This window comes from Ureibacillus thermosphaericus (assembly GCF_012396605.1).
Taxonomy (GTDB): Bacteria; Bacillota; Bacilli; order Bacillales_A; family Planococcaceae; genus Ureibacillus; species Ureibacillus thermosphaericus.
Genome location: NZ_JAAXPW010000012.1, coordinates 16158 through 39102 on the forward strand (window position 1 = coordinate 16158; position 22945 = coordinate 39102).

Consider the following 22945-nt stretch of genomic DNA (forward strand, 5'->3'; position numbering starts at 1 on the left):
GAATAAACAAAAAACATCTTTGTTGCTTCTTGAAGTAATGGTAGAGTCCAATACAATGAAGTAAAAGATGTTCTATAGGTGAAATATTCAATTGTTAACTAAACCAAGGGTTAAAGTATTAACTTAATTATAAGATTATTTATTTTTTTACGCAAAAAATAGAAACAAAATTCATGAAATTTCCCAAAATTTAGGTTAATAGTTTAGAAGTTTTGTAATTGTACTGAATCTTTATGTCTTAAATCTCCATAAAAAATAGCAGCACAAACAATCTATTTTTCGTTTGCACTGCAAATGTAAGTATGTTAACGATTCAATTTAATAATATCAAAATAATCGTTTAATAATGCCCAGTTTTGTGGGAATGGATAACCTAAAGCCCAATAGCTGATGCCCCGTAAGTTATATTCTTTCGCTAAATTAAATTTTGCTCGAGCACTTCTTGCATCTTCAAACCATACTTCATGAGCTTGCCCGCTTTCATCCACATATCTGAAAAATGGAGATTGAGCATTTTCATCATAAAAGATTTCAGATTTATAACGGGTTGCACGGCGAATAGCTTCCTGTGGACTAAAGGTCTCGGCAATTGCCCCTTCTACGTGAGGAATTTTCCAATCTCTTGCGTATATTTGAAATCCTAAAAATATTTTTTGAGCAGGAATAACCGTTAATGCATACTCTACTACACGTCTTATTTGATTAATTGGAGAGATGGCTCGTGGTGGACCTCCCCTCCACCCCCACTCATAAGTCATTAGAATAACAAAGTCTACTAAACGGCCATGAGCTTCATAGTCATGGGCAGTATATAGTAAACCTTCCTGTTCATTGCTTGTTTTTGGTGCGACCGCAGTAGATACGAAATATCCCCTTTCATGAAGGCGATTGACTGTCAGCTGTAAAAACTCATTATAATTCTCCCGATCTTCTGGAAGCACATACTCAAAATCGATATTCAATCCACGGTAGCCCTTTTCTTCCATTACTTTTAGGCAGCTGTTGATTAATTTTTCCCTTAATTCTTGATTGGATAAAACAACATGGGCTAGGTTCGAGCCAGTGCTTGTAGATGAAAAATTAGAAATGGCTAACATCGGTATAGCTTGTTGAGATTTTGCAGCATTAAGCATTAATTCATCAGCAAAAGGTTCTAACGTACCATCCTCTTTAATCATGTAAGAAAAAGGTGTGAAATAAGTAAGTAAATTACCTACTGCATTAACAGACTCTGCCCCTTCTTCATCCTGTTGATATGAATAAGCGTTGATTTCAATAGATGGTTTCGGTCTAGGTATGATTAGCACCATCCCTGGGTAGATGTTATCTGGATTATGCAGACCATTTTGTTTAATAATGGCTTCTGCCGTTGTTCCATAATATGCTGCAATTTGCCACATCGTTTCTCCTGGTTGAACCAAGTGTAAGCGCTGAGGGATATAAATTGTTGTACCGGGGATTAAATTATATGGATTGATGGTAGGGTTTGCTTGTTGGATAGCTTGAACGGAAACTTCATAATTGCTTGCAATCGACCATAATGTTTCTCCAAATTGAATGATATGCGGTGTTGTTGTATCTGGAATCACGATTGCTTGGCCTATGAGTAATTCTCGGGGATTGGGAAGTTGGTTTAGTTGGATAATGGCATTCATGCTTGTGTGATATATACTTGCCAATTTCCAAACGGTGTCTCCTTGCTGCACGACATGAATTCTCAGACGAATGCCTCCTTCCTAATTCTTATAATGCACTATATGTTCCACACTGCTAATTCATATGCTTAAGTAAAAAGAAAGTCTTCCATTTTTGAAGACTTTCTCTTTTTTTTGAAACTTACTTCTATATTGGAACGTACTAAATTAAGGGGAAAATTTACCTATATCCATTAATTGCGCGAAGTTGGTTTTTTTGAATTTAAATAATTCCAAATGGCATTTGAAATTTCTTTCGCCTCTTTTTGATGTGATGTGTTATTGAAAGCACTATTAAAAGATGATATGAGTGCTTCTAGAACATATAATTTTTCTTCTGGCTTTTTCAATTCATCGAGTAAATAATTGGCTAATTCTACTCCTTTTTCTGAATCATTTTTAGTTAATTGATTCACAAATCCTTCAAGCTGTTTGACAATGAAGTCTTTAGATAATTTTTTTGAATTAACTTTTGATTTTAAAGCGTGTACGATTTCTTCATTAAATACGACATCACCAGTTTCTAATATGTTTGGAATAGTGGCAATGACGCGATTGAGTGCTGTTTTGATAATCGATTCAGGTGCAACTTTAACCCCAGTTGCGATATGAATAAAATGCAATGAAAATACGATGATAGCAAAAGTATGGATGGCGCACTCGTAAGAGATAGGACGGATTTTCTCTCCATAAATATCGACAAAACGATTTGCTAACCAATCTATTTCAATGACCATATGTTTTTCAATAATCTCTTTTATATCCTTATCATTGGAGTCGAAGGTTGTTGAAAAGATTTCATTAAAATTTTGTTTTCTACTTAAATGAAAACCCATAGCAATTTGATTAATTAGTAAATTGATATCAGAGGTATCTTTATTTGAAGCTATTTGATAGCGAGCATTGACTAACTCTTCTCTTGATTCTTCTAAAATAGCGATTAAGCATTCATTTTTAGAAGTGAAATGATTGTAGAATGTTCCTTTGGAAATATTAGCAGCTTCAATAATATCCATAATGGATGTATTGTTGAAACCTTTTTTAATAAATAATTCGCGAGCTGCTTGAATAATTTGCCTTTTACGTTTGTTCATTTCGCCACCCTTTCCGCAAGAAAAACAACATTTTATACTATAAGTATAAAATAATTAAAATTGAAATATCAATGTCTCGTAGAGTTTTTGCAATAATGTTGTAAAAATTGAACCATCGGTATAAAATGGTTTGAGGGAAATAAAATGGATTATCGCTTAACGGTTGTTTTGGAAGATGGTGGATGTCTTATATAGAAAATAAATGATTAGAAAGTGAGGTTTTTCCTGTGAAGAAAAGTTTGACTATTGGTATAGCTGCCGCTCTTGCGGCAAGTAGTATTACACCAGCAGTCGTCGCCGCTGCTCCAAATTCTCCTGATCATGTATTTGCAAAAACGAAAAACAAAAAAGAGGAAGAAAAATCTTTTGTCGAAAAAGTGAAAGTCCAAGAGTTAACGTTGGAAGAAGCGATTCGATATGGATTAAACAGTAACTATTCTTTAATTGAGTTGGAGTATACTATTGAAAACTTAAAATTACAAGAAGATATGTATGAGGATCTTCTCGATGTTGCAGAAAGTTCTTATGAGAGTACTCAGAGAAAAATAGAAGAGTTAAATAAGTATTTAGAATCTACTTCAAAAGATACTGTGACAGTTGATTTAGCGAAAGAAGTAACTAATCTCAAGCGATCTTTAGAAGAATTATTAGACATCAATCCGGAAGACCTTGAACCAGATATCGATCCTTCAGACTCTGATAATGTAATCGTTAAAACACAAATAAGATATTTAATCAATTTTTTGGAAAATGCCATGAAATACGTGGATGAATATGAAAAATATCAGCAAAGAGAATTAGTAAAAGAGCAATTGAATGTGCTAAAAAGCAATTTAAGCAACCTCTATTTCCAAGTGAATCAGTATAAAAACATGCTTGATACTTTAGATATTCAACGAACTCAAATGTTTAATAACCGTGTGCAAATGCGTGAACAATTAAAGCTACCAATCATATTAGATTTTATTAGCTTGCTTTTAACTGAAGAGCAAATTGATTTTATGAAATATACACTCGAAGTACAACAAAGCCAATTAAACGGGATGAAAACACGTTATGAACTAGGATTAGTATCGAGAAAAGACTATGAAAAAACAGAAAGAGACATATCTGATTTAGAAACGCAAATTGCTGAACTTGAAAAGCAACTTAAACATGATAAGGCGGTATTTGCTACTACAATTGGCATTACATATGATGAAGATTTTAAATTGATAAGACCGGACTTAGGGGAATTGGCGTTAATAAAACAGGAAAAATCAACAGAAGAACTTATTAAAAATAGCTTTGACATGGTGAATGCAAGAACAAATTTACGAATTAAAGAAAAAGCATTAGATGATTTTGATGATGAAGAAAATCGTACAAGAGAAAGAGAAAAAATGCTTGAAAATGATGTTGAGGTAGCTAAATTGCAAATTGAAGCTCTTCAAGTAGAATTAGAAAAGGCTATAAAAAATACCTTCCATCAAGTACAAAAACAATATGAAGCGTTAAATGAAGCGAAAAAAGATCTAGAACAAGCAAAAACTGATTATGCTGATACACAGCTTTACTACAATTTAGGCTTACTTTCAAAACAAGAATTTGATGCAGCCAATACAAGTATAAAACAAGCGGAATTTAACTATAACAACGCCAAATACCAATATTATTTACTCACAAAACAAGTAGAGTTAATGAATAAAGGTGTTATTGTTAGAAATTGATAATCAGGGCTTTGGATTTTTCCTTTGCTAAGGAGGCTTTAAATAGATGACTAAGAAAGGAATAATAGGGACCCTTCTATTGTTAACATCTATCATCCTATTAGTAGGTTGTAATAATTCGACAGAAGAAACAGAGGTTCCTGAAACAGAAATACCAGTAAAAGTTGCGACAGTGACTTTCGGTGCTTTAACAGATGATAATGAGTTATCGGGCACCATCTTACCTGAAAATGAGGTTGCAGTTTTACCGAAAGCTGTTGGAGAAATTAAAGCAATTTATGTAAAAAAAGGAGATAAAGTAAAGCAGGGCGATATTCTAGCCCAGCTTGATGATACAGCTGAAAGAAATGCGATGGAACAGCAGCAAAAAAGCTTAGAGCAAGCACAAGCTAGTTTGAAAAGCGCACAAAATGGCAAGGTAAGAGCTGAAAACAGTTATAAACAAGCACAGGCCTCACTAAAATCAGCTGAAGCTTCTTTACAACAAGCAAAAGAGAATTTAAAAAATTTAGATTTTCAAATTCAAAATGCTCGAAATTCTTGGGAACAAGCTAAAAGAAACTTAGACAGAATGAAAGCTTTATATGAAGCTGGTTTGATTTCTCTACAAGATTATGAAAATGCTCAAAATGCGGAGAGAAGCGCAAAAATTGCTTTAGACCAAGCAGAACTATCGAAAAAAACAACGGAAAATGAAGGCATTAGAATGCAAGAAGTAGCTGTAGAGCAAGCTCAAATCAATGTGGAGCTGGCGCAAACTTCCATGAAAGATGCGGAAATTGCAGTGGAACAGGCACAAATACAAGTAGATCAAGCTCAACTTGCTGTAGATGCTGCTAAGGATCGTTTAGATGATAAAGTGATTAAAGCGACGATTGCAGGAGAAATTACAGAAATCAATGGGGAAGTAGGGGAAATGGCTTCTAATGCCAACCCATTTGCAACGATTGTAGCAAAAGATTCAGTGAAATTAAGTGTGAAAATTACGGCTAACCAACTATCTTCCTTCGAAGTCGGGGATGTATTAGATGTGAAAGTTGCCGGTTTAGAAGGAACATTTAAAGGAAATGTTGCCTATGTTTCTTCAGTGAGTTCAGGATTTGGACTATTTACTGTTGATATTAATATCGATAATAAAGAACAAAAAATTCGACCAGGCATGATTGCTTCCGTCATTGTGGAAGAAATTAAACAAGCCAACTCGCTTCTTATTCCTGTTGAAGCGATCGTACAAAAAGAAGGGAAAACCGTTGTATTCATCGTTTCAGAAGGAAAAGCAGAACAAAGAGAAGTAGAAATTCTCAAATACAGTACAGATTTGGTGGCTGTCGTGGGAGAACTTAAAGAAAACGAACAAGTTGTAATCAGTGGACAGAACCTCCTCGATGATGGAAATAAAGTCCGTATAATGGAGGAGGAGTAGACATTGAAACTTGTAAACACCTCAATTAAACGTCCAGTCGGCGTTATCATGTTTGTTATTTGTGCTATTCTATTGGGCTTTATCTCTTTAAGGGAATTGAAGGTAGAATTATTCCCGAAAATTGATTTGCCAATAGCGGTTATTGCTACAAGTTATCAAGGAGCTGCTCCACAAGAAATAGAAGAATTGATTTCAAAACCGATTGAATCAGCTGTAAGTACGGTAGAAGGCATGGATACAATTCAGTCAGTATCCAGTCAAGGAGCTTCTCTAGTACTAATGATGTTTGATTATGGTCGGGATATTGATGATGCGTTAATCGATGTTAGAGAAAAAGTCGATCAAATATCGGGGATGCTTCCAGATGGTGCAAATGATCCGATGGTAATGCGACTTGATCCAAATGCGACACCTGTAGTGATTGCAAGCCTCTCAGGAGATAATTTGGAAAAATTACAAGATATTGCAGAAAGTGATATTCAACCGGCAATTGAACGAGCGCCTGGTGTTGCCTCTGCTACCATTGTTGGTGGAAAAGAACGCGAAATTCGCATCAATTTGAATCAATCAATGCTGAAAAACTATGGACTAACAGGTTCACAAGTGATTGCTGCATTACAAGCGGAGAATCGTACAATCTCGGCAGGAACGGTTGAACAAGGAAATCAAGATGTGCAACTACGCGTTGTTGGAGAATATACATCCGTTAGTGATATTGAAAATACGCTCATCACTTTAAATAATGGTGATACCGTTCGCGTAAAAGACGTAGCGGATGTCGAAGATACATTTAAAGAAGTATCGTCAATTTCTAGAGTGGACGGTAAAGATACATTAATTTTCACCATTATGAAACAGTCGGATGCGAACACCGTTGAAACTGCAGAAGAAGTTAAAAAAGTTATTGAGAAATTGAATGAAAAATATACCGAACGAGGATTAGAAGTAAAAACGATTATGGATACGTCGGTGTATATTACTGCATCAATTGACTCAGTTCTAGATAACATGATTGTAGGGGGATCACTCGCTGCAATCATCCTATTACTCTTCTTAAGGAGTCTAAAAGCGACGTTAGTTATTGCCGTTTCAATGCCGATTTCCATTATTAGTACATTTACGTTAATGTACTTCACAGGAGAAACATTAAATATTATTTCGATGGGTGGACTGGCTCTCGGTATCGGGATGATGGTTGACAGCTCCATCGTTATATTAGAAAACATATACAAGAAGCGTTCGGAAGGATTATCGATTAAAGAGGCAGCATACCATGGTGCTTCGGAATTAGGCCCTGCTGTTATTGCCTCTACACTGACGACTGCAGCTGTATTCGTTCCAGTCGTATTCGTAGAAGGGCTTGCTTCACAAATTTTTCGTCCGTTAGCATTGACGGTTGTATTTGCATTGACAGCATCGCTAGTAGCTGCCATGACATTGGTGCCAATGCTATCAACGCAATTTATGCGTAATGTTCAAATCTCAGTAGATGAGGATAATGGACAATACTTCTTTAATCGTGTTTTAAACAAAATTAAAAATTTCTATGGAAATGTACTAGAAAAGGCCTTACGTAGAAGGAAAACAGTTATTGCCATCGTAACTGCTGCTTTTGTGGGAAGTTTAGCTTTAATGCCAGTTGTGGGTATGGAGCTAATGCCTGCAACAGATAGCGGGCAAGTTTCAATTACTGCACAGTTGCAAAACGGTGCGAAGTTAGAGGAAACGGAATCTATCGTAGAGGAAATTAATGAACGGTTAAAAAACTTTGAAGATATAATTAAAGTGAATTATGTAAGTATTGGTGGTACTACAAATGGTATTACTGCAGGAAGTAAAAATGTGGCGTCCTATATGATTGAACTAGTTAGTTCATCGGAAAGGGATATTACTACTGATCAATTCATTGCTCAATTAAACGATTTAGTAAGCGATATTCCTGGGGCAGAAATTACTATATCGGAAAATAGCCATGGAATGTCCACTGGTTCACCAATCTCGCTTTCGATTTCAGGGGATAACTTAGATGTATTAACTGATTTAGGACAGCAAGTTGTTTGGATTTTAGAGGATATCGATGGAACGTTGAATGTGAAAAGTTCGGTTGAAGATGGAAGTCCAGAATTGCAAGTGGTTGTAAATCGTGAACTGGCTTCTGCTTTTGGGCTAAGTTACCAACAAATTATGAATGAAATCAATGTAGCGTTTAACGGCCAAGTGGCGACTAGGTATAAAGACGATGGTAGCGAATATGACGTAACGGTTGCATTACCTGATGATAAAACGGAGACTGTTCGTGATTTAGAAACATTTGTTGTTCGGAATAATGCAGGGGAGGATATTCCGTTATCTGCCGTTGCTGAAATAGTGCCAGTACAAGGGCCTTCTCAAATTACTCGAAATAATCAAGAGCGTACAATTAACGTAACGAGTGATGTAATTGGACGAGATTTAGGAACGGTTTCAAAGGAAATTGATGCGAAATTAAAACAAATCCATTTACCTGATGGATATGAAATTTCCATGGGTGGAGAAGTAGAAACGATGATGGAATCTTTCGTCCAATTAGCATTAGCATTAGTTTTAGGTATATTCCTTGTATATATGGTAATGGCTGTTCAATTTGAATCCATTACTTATCCATTTATCATCATGTTCTCCATGCCTACTATGGTGATTGGGGTAATATTAGGGCTACTCATTTCAGGATTACCGTTAAGTTTACCAGGTTTTATCGGTCTAATTATGCTTGCAGGGATTGTTGTAAACAACGGTATTTTACTTGTTGAATATATTAATATTTTAAGAAGAAATGGAATGGAGCGAATGGAGGCTATTGTAGAAGCAGGAAAAAGCCGTATGCGTCCAATCTTAATGACAACACTCACTACGGTTTTAGCGATGATTCCGCTAGCCCTTGCAATTGGTGAAGGTGCGGAAAACCAACAACCAATGGCTGTAGTAGTTGTATTCGGATTAACTTCTTCTACAATCTTTACTTTAGTATTCGTTCCAGTTATGTATGTCGTGATTGATAACATATCAGAAAAAGTGAAAAACATCTTTAACAAAGATGATTCAGATAAGACTGGTAAACCGAAAAGAAGAATCTTCAAGCGCAGAAAAGCGAAAAATAAAGTCGTAGAAAAAGAGTTAGAAACAATCGGTGGAAAACCAGAGTTGACGTAAGTAAAAAAGCATATCTCTCGGATAGAGAGGTATGCTTTATTTTTTATTTATACTTTTCTCATAATAAAACTTAAATGACGTCCAGCCTTTTTATCTTCTCGATAAGAAAATCCTTGAGGATGCTTATAGGTGCATGTTGAGTCAATGGTAATCTGTTCAGACGGTATACCACTAAGTTCGCATTGTTTTTTAACCGTTTGTTGATTATCGATATGATATTTACCCGTCTCTTCGTTAAAATAAATAAATTCATTTGCATAACCTAAATTTTTAAATTTAGCATACACATCTTCATCAACTTCAAATTTTTCTTGGCTAATTGCACTACCGAGATGAACACGGAAATCTTTAATATCACATTGTTCGTTCTTTTGGATGTGTTCAAATACTTTTCTAGTTATCTCCTTCACGGTTCCTTGCCAACCAGAATGAATCACTCCTATAATGCCGCTTTTTTCACTATAAAAAATAATTGGAACGCAATCAGCTGTAAAAGTACAAAGGACGATGTGGGACTCTGTTGTATAAAGGGCATCGGTATTTGGAATGGCAGTATCTTTTGAAAGTGCTCCTCGTCCGCAATCTTTTTTTGTAACTTTATATATGTTATCGCTATGGGTTTGATTGGCACATACAAATTGTTCGATATCACAACCGATGTATGCAGCAAGCTTTTGACGATTTTGAACGACATCTTCTTCATTATCGCAAACATGAAGGGCCATGTTATGCTGTTCTAACTCTTTTTCATTTTTTAACGTGATGCCAGCAATAAATTTTTCGTTATTGAAATAAATTTTTGTTGTCATGTCTTCACTCCTAGACTCAGTTCTGCATGGTAATTTTTATTATATATTGTTCTTTCAGTTGAGTCATAAAGTATGTAATTATGTTACAGAAAATATCGGGTGAGTGAACTATATGATTTCCATTTTAGAATTGCAAATTATAATAGCCAATAAATCAAAATTTAAACACGTTATCCAATATATATACAGGTAATACTGATGGAATAATGCAATAATGGTAACTAGGAAAATTCACTTTTCAAAAACGTGATAATAGTTATACTGGTAAAAATATTTGCCAAATGGTAGGTATAAAGAAAAGCCCTATTAGGAATGTTTATCTACCTAATAGGGAGTTTGACAAACCTAATTTATTTAATTTCCTTGATAACGATGAATTAAATCGTTGTTTTGTCCTCTGGCAAATACATCTGTTCTAGTTGGTCCCCAAGATACTGCTGCTGGTGCGCTTGTAATTTGAGTAGTGCCTAAGCTTACCCATGGTTCCCAACGAGTGCCATTCCAAGTTCTCTTAAACAATCGATTTCCTACGCCTCTTATAAAGACATCAAGATGGTTTGGACGCTTAGAAGAAACGGTTGGCGCACTTGTTAATGTACCGCCAAGGCTTTCCCAATCGCTCCAGCGGTTTCCGTCCCACCATTTATGAATTAAATCATTATTTACTCCTCTAGCAAAAACATCTATTCGATTTGGTCCCCAAGAAATCGCAGCTGGTTCAGAATTTAAATTTCCTCCGAGATCTTCCCAAGGTTCCCAATAAGAACCGTTCCAAGTCCTCTTATACAATCGATTTCCTGCGCCTCTTACAAATACATCTAATTGATTTTCACGTTGAGAAGATGCGCTAGGACCGCTTGTTAATGTGCCTCCAAGACTTTCCCAACTGCTCCAGCGAGTGCCATCCCACCATTTATGGTACATGGCATCATCTGTCCCTCTTACAAACACGTCAATTCGGTTTGGACCCCAAGAAACAGAGCCAGGAGCGGATGTTAATACGCCTCCGAGGCTTTCCCAATTGCTCCAACGGCTACCATCCCACCAAATATGGTATAACGCATTGTCACTACCTCTTGCAAATACGTCTAATCGATTGGGTCCCCAAGAACTTACACTAGGAGCGCTTAATAATGTTCCACCTAAACTTTCCCAATCGGACCAACCCTCTTCTGGCCTAGGTCCAGGTTCTGGAGCCGGTCGTTCACCGCGGATATAAGCTAAAGCCAATTCAATAGCTCGAATTAATATGCGATTTACTGTGCTTTCTGGGAAATTCATTGAACGGATAAAAAGTGGGAACCAAGGATTATCACGCTGGAACTGATTATAAATTTGGGTAGGAGTGCGATTTAAATTTTGTTGATTACGTAAGTACGAAATTGTTAGAAGCATGAGGGTATCAATCATTTGGGGATTTACACCAGCTTGCTCTAGCTGCGTATATAAGTTGCTATGCTCTGTGCGAATACGTTGTATCAATTCTTGCTCACTTGGTCTTTGTTGCGGTGTTTGTTGTACATATAAAGGATTGGGAGGGTAGTAATAATTTACAGGAACATATACGTAATAATAGGGATAGCCATTATACATGTTCATATGAATACCTCCATTTCTTTGAATAGTGTATGCGTAAAGAAAAAAAATGGGACTCAAATGATTCAAAAGAGCATAGTATTTTTGGCGCATAAAATTTAAGCATGGAAATAGGAGAACGGTTGGGAGTATCACGATAAAATTCATAATTTTTTATAGAAAATTTTGTAAAGGAAAAATATAAAAATTTGATAATATTAAAAGTTTGAATCGATAATAATATCAATTAATTATTAATTAAATATTTTGTATAATGCGAAATATTTAAATTTCCAAAAAAATCACACTAGACTAAATAAAAATAATGTTTTACAATACAGAAAGCTAATACATTTGAAATAGATATTGGATTGAAACCCTTTTCAGAAAATTATGAAATTAATATTCTGAAATAAGTGTTTTTATTTTCTGAAAAATCTAATATCTAATTAGTTTTTATTACAAAATCTAAATAAATGGGGGGAGTATTACATGGTGGAATCAAAAAAGACTAAAAGATTTGCCTCTCTTTTTCTAGCATCTTCTTTAGTTGTGGGAGCTTTAGCTGGTTGTAGTGGAGGATCTGGGGGTGACCAAGGAAGCAGTTCTTCATCAGACAATGGTTCTTCTTCAAACGGTGGAGATAGCGATGTAATTAAAATTGGTGCAAACCTTGAGCTTACTGGTGCTGTTGCTTCTTATGGTTCATCTATTGCACAAGGTGCAGAACTTGCGATTGAAGAAATTAATAATAACGGTGGAATCAATGGTAAGAAAATAGAATTTGTCAAAGTTGACAATAAATCTGAAAACGCGGAAGCAACATCTGCTGCTATCAGATTAGCAACTCAAGAAAAAGTAAACGTAATGATTGGCCCTGCAACAAGTGGTAACGTTCTTGCGACAGTTCAAATTGCGAACGACAATAAAATTCCGCTTGTTACAGCTTCAGGAACTGCGCCAAACGTTACTGAGAATGCAGATGGATCTATTAACGAGTATGTATTCCGTACATGCTTTATCGACCCATTCCAAGGAGTAATTGCTGCAAACTTTGCTACAAATGAACTTGGAGTAAAAAATGTAGCGATTTTTGCAGATAACTCTTCGGACTATGCGAAAGGTTTAGCAGCTGCATTCAAAGAACAAATTGAAGCAAATGGCGGACAAGTAGTTGCGGAAGCAGCGTATGTAGCGAAAGACACAGACTTCAAATCAACTTTAACAACTCTTAAATCTAAAAACCCAGAGTTTATCTTTATTCCGGGATATTATGAAGAAGTTGGTTTAATTGTTAAACAAGCGCGTGAATTAGGAATCGATGTTCCATTAATGGGTGCTGACGGATGGGATTCTCCAAAATTAGTTGAATTAGCTGGTGCTGAAAACTTAAACAACTCATTCATTATTAACCACTATTCATCTGAAGACCCAGATCCAAAAATTCAAGACTTCGTAAAAGCATTTAATGATAAATACGGTGAATCACCAAATGCTTTCCACGCTCTTGGATATGATACAGTTTACTTCATTAAAGATGCAATTGAGCGTGCAGGATCTGTGGATGGAGCAGCAATTAAAGACGCGCTTGCTGCAACAAAAAATATTTCGCTAGTATCTGGTACAGTCTCTGTGGATGAAAAGCATAATGCGGTGAAATCTGCAACAATTTTAGAGTATGTAGACGGTACACAAACATTTAAAACTAAAATTGAACCTTAATTTTACAAGAAAGGGGGGCACACCGCCTCCCTTTTCCCGTTCGTATCCCAAATTTCCAAATATTAGTTGAATGTTCTGAACTTTTAAGAATTGACAGATAAAATATTTGCTTCATAAAAGGAGTGTGACTTTATGGATTGGTTGCAGCAACTCATTAATGGTATTTCCTTAGGAAGTATTTATGCATTGATTGCGTTGGGGTATACGATGGTATACGGTATTATCAAATTAATTAACTTCGCCCATGGAGACGTTTTCATGCTTGGCGCATTTATCGGTTTTTTTGCCATCACTCGTTGGGAAATGGGTTTCATTCCAGCGTTAATTATAGCTATGGTTGTTTGTTCAATCATTGGTATGATCATCGAGAGGGTTGCTTATAAGCGCTTAAGAAATGCAACTCGAATTGCAGCGTTAACGACAGCCATTGGGGTATCGTTCTTAATAGAGTACACCATGATATTCTTTAGAGGAGCCACACCAGAGGCTTATCCTCAAGTATTACCGCAAACAAATATTAATATCTTAGGTGCGAATATAAACTCTCAAACTATTTTTATTCTTGTAGTTACAATCATTTTGATGATTCTTTTACAATTTATTGTTCATAAAACGAAAATTGGTAAAGCGATGCGTGCAGTTTCTCACGATGCAGATGCTGCGAGACTAATGGGTATTAACGTTGATAATACAATTTCGGCAACGTTCGCAATTGGTTCCGCTTTAGCAGGTGCAGCAGGAGTAATTTTCGGATCATATTACACAAGAATTGACCCATTAATGGGCGTTCTACCTGGTTTAAAAGCCTTCATTGCGGCTGTATTAGGAGGAATTGGAAGCATTCCAGGAGCGATGGTTGGAGGCTTTATATTGGGAATCATTGAGACAGTTGTAAGTGCTGTAGGTTATTCACTATGGCGCGATGCCGCAGCATTTATCATCTTAATCTTAATTTTAATTTTACGACCAGCAGGTATATTCGGTAAAAACATCCGTGAGAAAGTGTAGGTGACTGGGGAAATGAAAAAATCGAAAGCCTTTTGGGGTTATTTAGCATTTGCACTAGTAATCTATGCAGTTGTACAAGGTATGCTTGCAAGTGGAATGCTCGATTTATATTATCAAAACATGTTAATTACGATTTGTATTAACGTGATGCTTGCTGTAAGTTTGCATATCGTAATAGGGGTTACAGGCCAATTCTCTATTGGTCATGCCGGTTTTATGGCGGTAGGCGCATATATTAGTGCAATTTGTACAATGAAACTAGGGTTGCCATTTATTGTGGGAATCATATTAGCGGGGATTGTTGCAGCTGTAGCAGGTTTACTAGTCGGGGTACCTTCTTTAAGACTTAAAGGAGACTACTTAGCGATTGCTACATTAGGATTTGCTGAGATTATTCGAATTGTATTCTTGAATGTTGATTATGTTGGCGGAGCAGCAGGGATGGTTGTCAATCATGCTACAACTTGGACATATGCTTTTGTCGGTGTGGTTATTACAATCATGGTTATTTCTAATTTTACAAACTCTCGTCATGGACGCGGTTGTTTAGCTATTCGTGAAGATGAAATAGCAGCCGACGCGATGGGAATCAATACAACTTATTATAAAGTTGTTGCTTTTGTAATCGGTTCCCTTTTTGCAGGGGTAGCAGGTGCTTTATATGCACATAATTTCTATATTATTCAACCAACAGCATTCAACTTCTTAAAATCATTTGAAATTCTGATTTATATCGTATTAGGCGGTTTAGGAAGCCTTTCAGGTTCTGTCATGGCAGCTATTTTCTTAACGGCAATTTCACAATATTTGCAAGCGTTCCCAGAAACGCGAATGATCATTTACTCTGTCGTATTGATTATCGTGATGTTATATCGTCCAACAGGATTGATGGGAACAAAAGAGTTAAAAGACTTATTTAAAGTAAAAAATAGAGGGGGGTCTGAAGCATGAGTAATCCTCTTCTGAAATTGGAAAATATCGGTATACAATTTGGTGGATTGAAAGCGGTACAAAATGTCAACATGTATTTAAATAAGGGAGAACTTGTTGGACTAATTGGACCGAATGGAGCAGGGAAAACCACAACCTTCAACATGTTAACTGGTGTATATGTACCAACAGAAGGTGAAATTACCTTTAATGGTCAAAGTATTAAGGGATTAAAACCATACCAAGTATCGCATAAAGGAATCAGCCGTACATTCCAAAATATTCGATTATTTAAGGATTTAACGGTATTAGATAACGTAAAAATCGCAAACCATCAGCTTGCGAAACATTCAATCCTTTCTTCCATCTTGCGTTTGCCAACTCATTTTAAAGGCGAGGCAACTATGGAGAAAGAGTCTATTGAATTTTTAAAAATCTTTGAGCTAGACGTTTATAAAGATGAATTAGCGAAAAACTTGCCTTATGGAATGCAACGACGTCTAGAAATCGCTCGAGCGTTAGCTGCTGGACCAAAGCTTCTATTATTAGACGAGCCTGCAGCGGGAATGAATCCACAAGAAACACAAGAATTGATGGATTTAATTGCATTAATTCGAAAAGAATTTGATTTAACAATTCTATTAATCGAGCATGACATGAGTCTAGTAATGGGAATCTGTGAAAGAATCTACGTTTTAGACCATGGTCAATTAATTGCTGAAGGAACATCGGAAGAAATACGTAACAATCCAAAGGTAATTGAAGCTTACCTTGGTGAGGAGGTCGTACACTAATGCTACAAGTAAATAATATTGATGTGTTTTACGGGAATATTCATGCATTAAAAAATATCTCCTTGGAAGTTAATGAAGGTGAGATTGTTACGTTAATCGGTGCAAACGGCGCAGGAAAAACTACTTTGTTGAAAACGTTATCTGGATTACTGAAACCAAAGCAAGGTACGATTACGTACAAAATGCAACAAATTGGTGGCAAACCAGCTCAAGCGATTGTGAAAAGTGGTATTTCTCATGTGCCGGAAGGACGCAGGGTTTTTGCGAATATGTCAGTAGAAGAAAACTTGGAGTTGGGTGCTTTTCTTAGGAAAGATCGCGATGGAATCAAAAAAGATTTAGACCATGTATTTGAACTATTTCCAAGATTAAAGGAACGAAGAAAACAATTGTCCGGTACTTTATCCGGTGGGGAACAACAGATGTTGGCAATGGGAAGAGCGATTATGGCAAGACCAAATTTACTATTGTTGGATGAGCCTTCAATGGGACTTGCCCCACTAATTGTTCAACAAATATTTGAAATTATTCAAACAATCAACAAAGAAGGAACAACTATTTTACTTGTTGAACAAAACGCTCATATGGCTTTATCGATAGCAGACCGAGCTTATGTTATCGAAACTGGAAAAATTGTATTGTCAGGAACAGCGAAGGAACTTCAAGAAAGTGAAGAAGTAAAGGCGGCATATTTGGGAGGAGTATAATAAAAAAGACTGTCCGAAAAGAGAAGAGAAACTTTTCGGTACAGTCTTTTTTTATCATTATGACTGAATAGCAATCTAATATTACCATTCAATATATTCAGGATATTTCATTTGAAGAGGTAATTCATGAATTTCATGTTTTGTAATATTGGCAGTGGCTAATATTTGATCCTTTAAAGCCAAGTATTCATCATCTTCCACCATTAATCGAATAGCAAAGGCACCTAAATGCTTTTTTCTTTCTTCAAATGTTAGCTTAAGATATTCTAAGTTTAAAATATCTACATATTGAGTTGCATAACGGAAGTATTTAGGCGATTTTGATAACATTAAGTGTATAAATACATTGTAATGTTCTTCAGGCAAATGTTCTTTTAAACATTCCGTAACAAGAGATTGGAATTTTCGAATGGATGTAGTATGTGGGTTCCATGGATTATTGTCTATAAATTCATTGTATAAATCGATGAAGTCGTTTAAAGCGAGTGCTGTAAAAATTAATTCAGGGTATAAAATTTCAACGGAGAAATATACATTTTTTTCAGGAGCAAGCGTGTCTTTTTTCTTTTCAATTCCTTTATGGATGCCGTTCGCTACAAACTCGATATTACATTCTCCTTGAGTTGCTTTCCGCAATTGAAGACAAACCCCTAATATACGTTGTCTCGCACCTCGGTAATCATAATAATTATTTTCATCTCCAATAACTTCGTAGATATTCTTAATTAACTCATCTAAATCCCAATAGTCACCACTAATTCGTCCCCCTGTTAAACGTTCAGTGCTTTGAATGGATAACATTTTTATCCCACCTTTTCTAGTCCGCAAAATCTATTACATATATTGTACAATCTTTTAAATAGAAAAAACTATATATTTCTTTGATTCTACTAGTTAATCGTTATTTATTTATATAAAATACAGAAAATTGTAAAAATTGAAAATAAAAAGTTTATTTTTTTCATTAGGGGGTATGTGGTTAGCAAAGCTCACTCTAAAAAGGTCGTTTCATAGAGAAGTGTGGCGAAGGAAAATATAAAATATTTTTCAATATTAGAAATAATCTACTAATCTTTCGAATATATATTATTAGATACCTTTAGGAGTGAGTATGTTGTCATCAAGAAGTAAAGGTATAAAAATCAAAAAATGAGGGGAGTAGGAAAATGTCTGTATTAACTGCTGCATATGCATTTCCTAATACTGAAGGAGCGATTGTAAACTTCAAGGAACGCTACGATAACTATATCGGAGGACAATGGACACCACCAGTTAATGGCGAGTATTTCGATAATGTATCGCCAGTAACAGGAAAAGTTTACACAAAGGTTGCTCGTTCCACAGCGGAAGATATTGAACTTGCCATCGATGCAGCTTACAAAGCGAAGGATTCTTGGGGCAAGACTTCCGTTGCAGAAAGAGCAAGAATCTTAAACAAAATCGCAGATCGCATGGAAGAAAATTTAGAATTGTTAGCAGTTACTGAAAGCTGGGAAAATGGTAAACCGGTTCGTGAAACTTTAAATGCGGACATACCTTTAGCTATCGATCATTTCCGCTATTTTGCAGGAGTGATTCGTGCGCAAGAAGGCGGTATTAGCCAAATTGATGACAATACTATAGCTTATCATTTCCAAGAACCAATTGGTGTTGTCGGGCAAATTATTCCGTGGAACTTCCCAATCTTGATGGCAGCATGGAAACTCGCACCAGCCCTTGCAGCAGGAAACTGTGTGGTTTTAAAACCGGCAGAACAAACACCAACTTCTATACTAGTATTAATGGAACTTATTGAAGACTTGTTACCACCTGGTGTTGTGAATATTGTAAACGGTTTTGGTTTAGAAGCTGGAAAACCGTTAGCTTCCAATCCACGTATTGGAAAAGTTGCCTTTACTGGTGAAACAACAACAGGTAGACTTATCATGCAATATGCTTCACAAAATATTATTCCGGTTACATTGGAGCTTGGTGGAAAATCGCCAAATATCTTCTTTGAAGATGTAATGGAAGCAGACGATGAATTTTTAGATAAAGCAATTGAAGGATTTGTATTATTTGCTCTTAACCAAGGAGAAGTGTGTACATGCCCTTCAAGAGCATTAATTCAAGAATCCATTTACGATAAATTTATGGAACGCGCACTTGAGAGAGTAAAAGCCATCAAACAAGGTAACCCACTAGATCCAACTACAATGATAGGAGCTCAAGCTTCAACAGAACAAATGGAGAAAATTTTATCCTATATTGATATTGGTAAACAAGAAGGAGCAGAGTTGCTTATCGGTGGAGAACGCAACAATTTAGGTGGAGAATTATCAGAAGGTTTCTACATTAAGCCTACTGTATTTAAAGGTCATAACAAAATGCGCATTTTCCAAGAAGAAATCTTCGGTCCAGTAGTTGCTGTTACAACATTCAAAACGCAAGAAGAAGCATTAGAAATTGCAAATGACACGATGTATGGATTAGGTGCGGGAGTATGGACTCGCGATATTAATACAGCTTATCGAATGGGAAGAGGAATTCAAGCTGGACGCGTATGGACAAACTGCTATCACCAATACCCAGCTCATGCAGCATTTGGTGGCTATAAAATGAGTGGAATCGGTCGAGAAACTCATAAAATGATGCTTGAACACTATCAGCAAACGAAAAACTTGTTAGTAAGTTATAGTCCAAATAAACTTGGTTTCTTCTGATTCTAAAATTTAGGAGGGATGGCGTTGGTAAAACGCGTTGTAGCAACAGACGCAGCCCTTGCCCTCATTGAACAATTAAAGAAAAAACATGGTCCAATTATGTTCCATCAATCAGGCGGTTGCTGTGATGGTTCTTCCCCTATGTGCTATCCTGAAGGAGATTTAATCATTGGTGATTCGGATATATTACTAGGGGAAATTGGTGGAGCAAAGTTTTATATGCATAAAACTCAATTTGAATATTGGAAACATACTCAATTAATTATCGATGTCGTTGACGGTCGCGGAGGTATGTTTAGTTTAGAAGGCGTTGAAGGTAAACGTTTCTTAACAAGGTCGAGAGCATTTACTTCTGAGGAGCTAGCAGAATTAAATAAGGTTGGTTAACATAGAATAATATATGGGGGAGCTTCAAGTATTGGAGTTCCCTCTTTATTTTGAAACATATCCTCCTTTCAATCGTAATAAGACTAGGAGTGATATGAAATGGATACAAATTTCCACATCAACTTTCAGAACAACTATAATCGAGCCGTAAATTTTTTTGGCAATGCCTATAATCAAAACTTTTTTATGTCTCTTGCAAGCAAATACACACTTGAAAACAGAGAATTTAGCGGCGTCGCTTTGCAAAAAGTGGTAGATAGGATGGTAGAAAACTCTAACAAAGCAATACAAAGGAATTCTCCCGTCACCTATCATATTGCCGTTCAATTTTTAGGGCAGAATATAGATGGTTGCATGGAAAACCTATTGCAAAGGGATATGGCGTTAAAAGAAGCCGGATTTACTAAATCTCCTTTTCGACTGGCGGGCGCCATGATGCTGGAAGAAGACATTCTTCTTCACGCCAAACGAGCAAAAACTTTATATGATGAAATGCACCGAAAACAATACTTTTTAACTTCCAAAGAAGATATTCCCTATGTGGTTCTTTTGTCGAAAGGGATGGAACAACCGCATACGCAGGTGGATACGATTTTGCAATATTACCAAAGCCTAAGAAAGCAAGGATTTATGTTGGGCAACTCTCTTCAATGCCTTGCACAAATCTTAACGATGTATAGTTCCGAATATAACGAAATGTTGCTTCAGTATGTTGCCGAGCTGAAAAGGGGATTGAATCAGAAAGGAATCAAAATAAAACCGATTCATTATCCCTATATCGGGATTTTGGCGTTGAATGCAACAGATAATGAAAAAATTGATGAAATTGCGGAATTACATAAATCGTTAATGGAATTGAAAATTTTCCGTATGGCAAAGGAATTGGCGTTGATTGTTTCCATCCAGAAAATCATCAGAGAGCTGGTCGAAGTTCAAAATATGGTCAATATGAAAGATCATGCATTTCTCGAAAATTTGATTCATGTATTGGGTATAACACTGGATGTTTTGGATTTTGTATTAATACCGGGAAGTGCAGGTGATTTCTTCGATTTCTTCAGTTCTTAATGCACTCCAAAAAATGTTGGGAGTGATAAAATGGAAATAAATCATAATGGAGGTGTCCTACATGAAAGAAACAAAATTATGGATTAACGGTCAATGGGAGGAAGCAAAAGAAACGTATGACTTGACCGCTCCCTACACTGGTGAAGTGATTGCGAAAGTGGCAAAGGCTTCTGTACAAGATGTGGAACGTGCAATTGAAGGCGCACATGAAGCGTTTCAAACGTTTAAGAAAACCACAGCCTATGAAAGAGCGGAAATTTTATATAAAGTTGTGGACATCATGCAGAAAAGAAAACAGGAATTTGCAGAGATTCTTGCAAGTGAAGCTGGAAAGCCGATTACTGCTGGACTGGCTGAATTGGATCGCACCATTTCTACATATCAATTTTCAGCTGAACTGGCAAAACACACTTTTGGCGAAACGGTCCCAATGGACGCAGCTCCCGGAGGAAAAAATCGCATAGGTTATACGAAACGAGTACCCATTGGAGTTGTATCAGCCATTACCCCTTTTAACTTTCCATTTAATTTAGTTGCGCATAAATTAGGACCCGCTTTTGCAGTCGGAAATACGGTTGTTCTAAAGCCAGCAACTCAAACACCTCTAAGTGCTTTAGCAATGGCGGAGATTTTTAAGGAAGCAGGACTTCCTGATGGTGCACTACAAATCGTGACGGGTTCGGGTGGAGAACTTAGCGATGTTCTTGTAACTCATCCTCTGGTGAAGAAAGTGACGTTTACAGGCAGCGGCGCAGTCGGAATGAAAATCAAAGAAAAGGTCGGATTGAGAAAAGTTACATTGGAATTAGGTTCCAATGCAGCTGTCATCATTGAACCAAGTACGCCAATTGAGAAAATCATCTCTCGCACGGTAAGCGGTGCTTTCGGCTTTTCTGGACAAGTGTGTATTTCCCTGCAGAGAATTTTTGTTCATGAATCCATTTACGACCAATTTACAGAGGCATTCGTGAAAGAAACGAAAAAATTAAAATTAGGTAATCCATTTGACCCTTCAACAGATTTAAGCGCTATGATTCATCCGAAAGAAGTTGAGCGCATGAAAGAGTGGATTGAAGAAGCGAAGGCTCAAGGAGCTAAAGTAGCGACAGGAGCTGAATTTACGGAACGTACGATGACACCAACTGTGATGGTGAACGTAAAACCAGATATGAAAATTATGTGTTTAGAAACATTTGCCCCAATTGTTTCGATTGTACCTTATAAAACATTAGACGAAGCCATAAAATATGTAAATGATTCCGATTTAGGTTTAAATGCTGGCATTTACACAAATGTTTTAACGGATGCTTTAAAAGCGGCGGATGAATTGGAAGCGGGTACAGTTGTAATTAACGATATCCCGACATTCCGTGTAGACAACATGCCGTATGGTGGCGTGAAAAATAGTGGATATGGACGCGAAGGAATAAAATACGCTATTGAAGAAATGACGGAATTAAAGTTTATTACGATTAAAACAGAATTTTAAAAGAAAAGTTGCAATACTCAACCGTATGAAATTAATATTATGTTTGCATAATAATTGCAAACTTCTCGGTAAAGCACACCATGTATTAGGAGGACAACAAATGAGTATTGCATACCCGATGAGCAGATCACGCTCAACTCAAACACGACTTGTATTACCCCCAGATACGAACCAGTATGGATCCATTTTTGGTGGGAAGATACTAGCATATATTGATGAAATCGCGGCAATTGCTTGTATGAAGCATACGAAAAAAGAAGTGGTAACCGCTTCTTTTGATTCAGTAGATTTCGTTTCCCCTGCATATGTTGGAGATATGTTGGAGTTAGAAGCAATTGTCACATCCACCGGAAGAACATCAATGGAAGTGTATGTGCGTGTTATGTCTCGCAATGTTAAAACAGGTGAAGAAAAATTGACAACCGAATCATTTGTTACGATGGTAGCAATTGATAAGGGTGGAAAACCGACACCGATTCCAGCAATCTACCCTGAGACTGAGGAAGAGGAGAAGTTATATAAAGCGGGGTTAGAAAGACAAAGATTAAGAAAAGAAAAAAGAAATAAAGTAAAAGAGGTCGTCGTTCAAAAGTAAATTAGGTTGGGACAAAAACCGCCTCAAATAAAAAAACCGTAGACACTTTT

Annotated in this window: 18 protein-coding genes; 13 read left to right on the forward strand and 5 right to left on the reverse strand. The window is 36.5% G+C overall.

Annotation, left to right across the window (positions count from 1 at the left end):
* Positions 1-305: 305 nt before the first annotated feature.
* Positions 306-1721, reverse strand: coding sequence for a LysM peptidoglycan-binding domain-containing protein (locus HF990_RS06725; protein ID WP_168412265.1), 1416 nt, complete (start codon positions 1719-1721; stop codon positions 306-308).
* A 167-nt stretch (positions 1722-1888) separates the two neighbouring features.
* Positions 1889-2788, reverse strand: a complete 900-nt coding sequence (locus HF990_RS06730; protein ID WP_168412253.1) for a TetR/AcrR family transcriptional regulator — start codon at positions 2786-2788, stop codon at positions 1889-1891.
* 227 nt (positions 2789-3015) lie between these two features.
* On the opposite strand from HF990_RS06730, the gene HF990_RS15295 reads away from it, so the two are divergent.
* The 3 genes from HF990_RS15295 to HF990_RS06745 are packed head-to-tail and all read left to right on the forward strand — an operon-like array spanning position 3016 to position 9109.
* Entirely contained in the window at positions 3016-4497 is a 1482-nt protein-coding gene (locus HF990_RS15295) for a TolC family protein (protein WP_168412254.1), read from the forward strand.
* A 46-nt stretch (positions 4498-4543) separates the two neighbouring features.
* Positions 4544-5920, forward strand: coding sequence for an efflux RND transporter periplasmic adaptor subunit (locus tag HF990_RS06740; RefSeq protein ID WP_016838506.1), 1377 nt, complete (start codon positions 4544-4546; stop codon positions 5918-5920).
* 3 nt (positions 5921-5923) lie between these two features.
* A complete protein-coding gene (locus tag HF990_RS06745; protein ID WP_168412255.1) occupies positions 5924-9109 on the forward strand; it encodes an efflux RND transporter permease subunit in 3186 nt (1061 codons plus the stop codon).
* Positions 9110-9156: 47 nt separating this feature from the next.
* On the opposite strand, the gene pgeF is transcribed toward HF990_RS06745, so the two are convergent.
* Positions 9157-9918, reverse strand: coding sequence for a peptidoglycan editing factor PgeF (gene pgeF / locus HF990_RS06750; protein ID WP_016838508.1), 762 nt, complete (start codon positions 9916-9918; stop codon positions 9157-9159).
* Between the two features lie 354 nt (positions 9919-10272).
* Positions 10273-11517: a PLL family lectin gene (locus tag HF990_RS06755; RefSeq protein ID WP_096550041.1), complete on the reverse strand. Its 1245-nt coding sequence runs from the start codon at positions 11515-11517 to the stop codon at positions 10273-10275.
* Between the two features lie 468 nt (positions 11518-11985).
* Between HF990_RS06755 and HF990_RS06760 the strand changes: the two genes are divergently transcribed.
* From HF990_RS06760 to HF990_RS06780, 5 genes are all read left to right on the forward strand, one after another.
* Positions 11986-13215 (forward strand): ABC transporter substrate-binding protein, encoded by a 1230-nt coding sequence (locus HF990_RS06760; RefSeq protein WP_016838510.1) that lies wholly within the window; start codon positions 11986-11988, stop codon positions 13213-13215.
* Positions 13216-13347: 132 nt separating this feature from the next.
* On the forward strand, positions 13348-14223 hold the full coding sequence (locus HF990_RS06765) for a branched-chain amino acid ABC transporter permease (protein WP_168412256.1): 876 nt from the start codon (positions 13348-13350) through the stop codon (positions 14221-14223).
* A gap of 12 nt (positions 14224-14235) precedes the next feature.
* Entirely contained in the window at positions 14236-15174 is a 939-nt protein-coding gene (locus HF990_RS06770) for a branched-chain amino acid ABC transporter permease (protein WP_016838512.1), read from the forward strand.
* The gene (locus tag HF990_RS06775; RefSeq protein WP_016838513.1) at positions 15171-15947 is read left to right on the forward strand and encodes an ABC transporter ATP-binding protein; all 777 of its coding nucleotides are present in this window, start codon (positions 15171-15173) and stop codon (positions 15945-15947) included. The genes HF990_RS06770 and HF990_RS06775 overlap by 4 nt, the downstream gene beginning before the upstream one ends.
* Positions 15947-16654 (forward strand): ABC transporter ATP-binding protein, encoded by a 708-nt coding sequence (locus HF990_RS06780; protein ID WP_016838514.1) that lies wholly within the window; start codon positions 15947-15949, stop codon positions 16652-16654. Before HF990_RS06775 ends, HF990_RS06780 begins: the two co-directional genes overlap by 1 nt.
* A gap of 81 nt (positions 16655-16735) precedes the next feature.
* On the opposite strand, the gene HF990_RS06785 is transcribed toward HF990_RS06780, so the two are convergent.
* A complete protein-coding gene (locus tag HF990_RS06785; RefSeq protein WP_016838515.1) occupies positions 16736-17455 on the reverse strand; it encodes a DUF6904 family protein in 720 nt (239 codons plus the stop codon).
* Positions 17456-17820: 365 nt separating this feature from the next.
* On the opposite strand from HF990_RS06785, the gene adh reads away from it, so the two are divergent.
* From adh to HF990_RS06810, 5 genes are all read left to right on the forward strand, one after another.
* Positions 17821-19356 (forward strand): aldehyde dehydrogenase, encoded by a 1536-nt coding sequence (adh, locus tag HF990_RS06790; RefSeq protein WP_016838516.1) that lies wholly within the window; start codon positions 17821-17823, stop codon positions 19354-19356.
* A 24-nt stretch (positions 19357-19380) separates the two neighbouring features.
* Entirely contained in the window at positions 19381-19743 is a 363-nt protein-coding gene (locus HF990_RS06795; RefSeq protein WP_016838517.1) for a DUF779 domain-containing protein, read from the forward strand.
* Positions 19744-19842: 99 nt separating this feature from the next.
* Complete coding sequence (locus HF990_RS06800; RefSeq protein WP_168412257.1) at positions 19843-20811, forward strand: DUF4003 family protein; 969 nt, start codon at positions 19843-19845, stop codon at positions 20809-20811.
* 61 nt (positions 20812-20872) lie between these two features.
* Positions 20873-22300, forward strand: a complete 1428-nt coding sequence (locus tag HF990_RS06805; RefSeq protein ID WP_168412258.1) for an aldehyde dehydrogenase family protein — start codon at positions 20873-20875, stop codon at positions 22298-22300.
* Between the two features lie 100 nt (positions 22301-22400).
* Complete coding sequence (locus tag HF990_RS06810) at positions 22401-22895, forward strand: acyl-CoA thioesterase (RefSeq protein ID WP_016838520.1); 495 nt, start codon at positions 22401-22403, stop codon at positions 22893-22895.
* The last annotated feature ends 50 nt before the right edge of the window (positions 22896-22945 follow it).

Excerpts from the sequence above, each read along its gene's own strand:
- HF990_RS06730 (WP_168412253.1), bottom strand. The coding sequence starts at position 2,788 with ATGAACAAACGTAAAAGGCAAATTATTCAAGCAGCTCGCGAATTATTT.
- HF990_RS06740 (WP_016838506.1), top strand. The coding sequence starts at position 4,544 with ATGACTAAGAAAGGAATAATAGGGACCCTTCTATTGTTAACATCTATC.
- pgeF (WP_016838508.1), bottom strand. The coding sequence starts at position 9,918 with ATGACAACAAAAATTTATTTCAATAACGAAAAATTTATTGCTGGCATC.
- HF990_RS06755 (WP_096550041.1), bottom strand. The coding sequence starts at position 11,517 with ATGAACATGTATAATGGCTATCCCTATTATTACGTATATGTTCCTGTA.
- HF990_RS06760 (WP_016838510.1), top strand. The coding sequence starts at position 11,986 with ATGGTGGAATCAAAAAAGACTAAAAGATTTGCCTCTCTTTTTCTAGCA.
- HF990_RS06765 (WP_168412256.1), top strand. The coding sequence starts at position 13,348 with ATGGATTGGTTGCAGCAACTCATTAATGGTATTTCCTTAGGAAGTATT.
- HF990_RS06770 (WP_016838512.1), top strand. The coding sequence starts at position 14,236 with ATGAAAAAATCGAAAGCCTTTTGGGGTTATTTAGCATTTGCACTAGTA.
- HF990_RS06775 (WP_016838513.1), top strand. The coding sequence starts at position 15,171 with ATGAGTAATCCTCTTCTGAAATTGGAAAATATCGGTATACAATTTGGT.
- HF990_RS06780 (WP_016838514.1), top strand. The coding sequence starts at position 15,947 with ATGCTACAAGTAAATAATATTGATGTGTTTTACGGGAATATTCATGCA.
- HF990_RS06785 (WP_016838515.1), bottom strand. The coding sequence starts at position 17,455 with ATGTTATCCATTCAAAGCACTGAACGTTTAACAGGGGGACGAATTAGT.
- adh (WP_016838516.1), top strand. The coding sequence starts at position 17,821 with ATGTCTGTATTAACTGCTGCATATGCATTTCCTAATACTGAAGGAGCG.
- HF990_RS06800 (WP_168412257.1), top strand. The coding sequence starts at position 19,843 with ATGGATACAAATTTCCACATCAACTTTCAGAACAACTATAATCGAGCC.
- HF990_RS06805 (WP_168412258.1), top strand. The coding sequence starts at position 20,873 with ATGAAAGAAACAAAATTATGGATTAACGGTCAATGGGAGGAAGCAAAA.
- HF990_RS06810 (WP_016838520.1), top strand. The coding sequence starts at position 22,401 with ATGAGTATTGCATACCCGATGAGCAGATCACGCTCAACTCAAACACGA.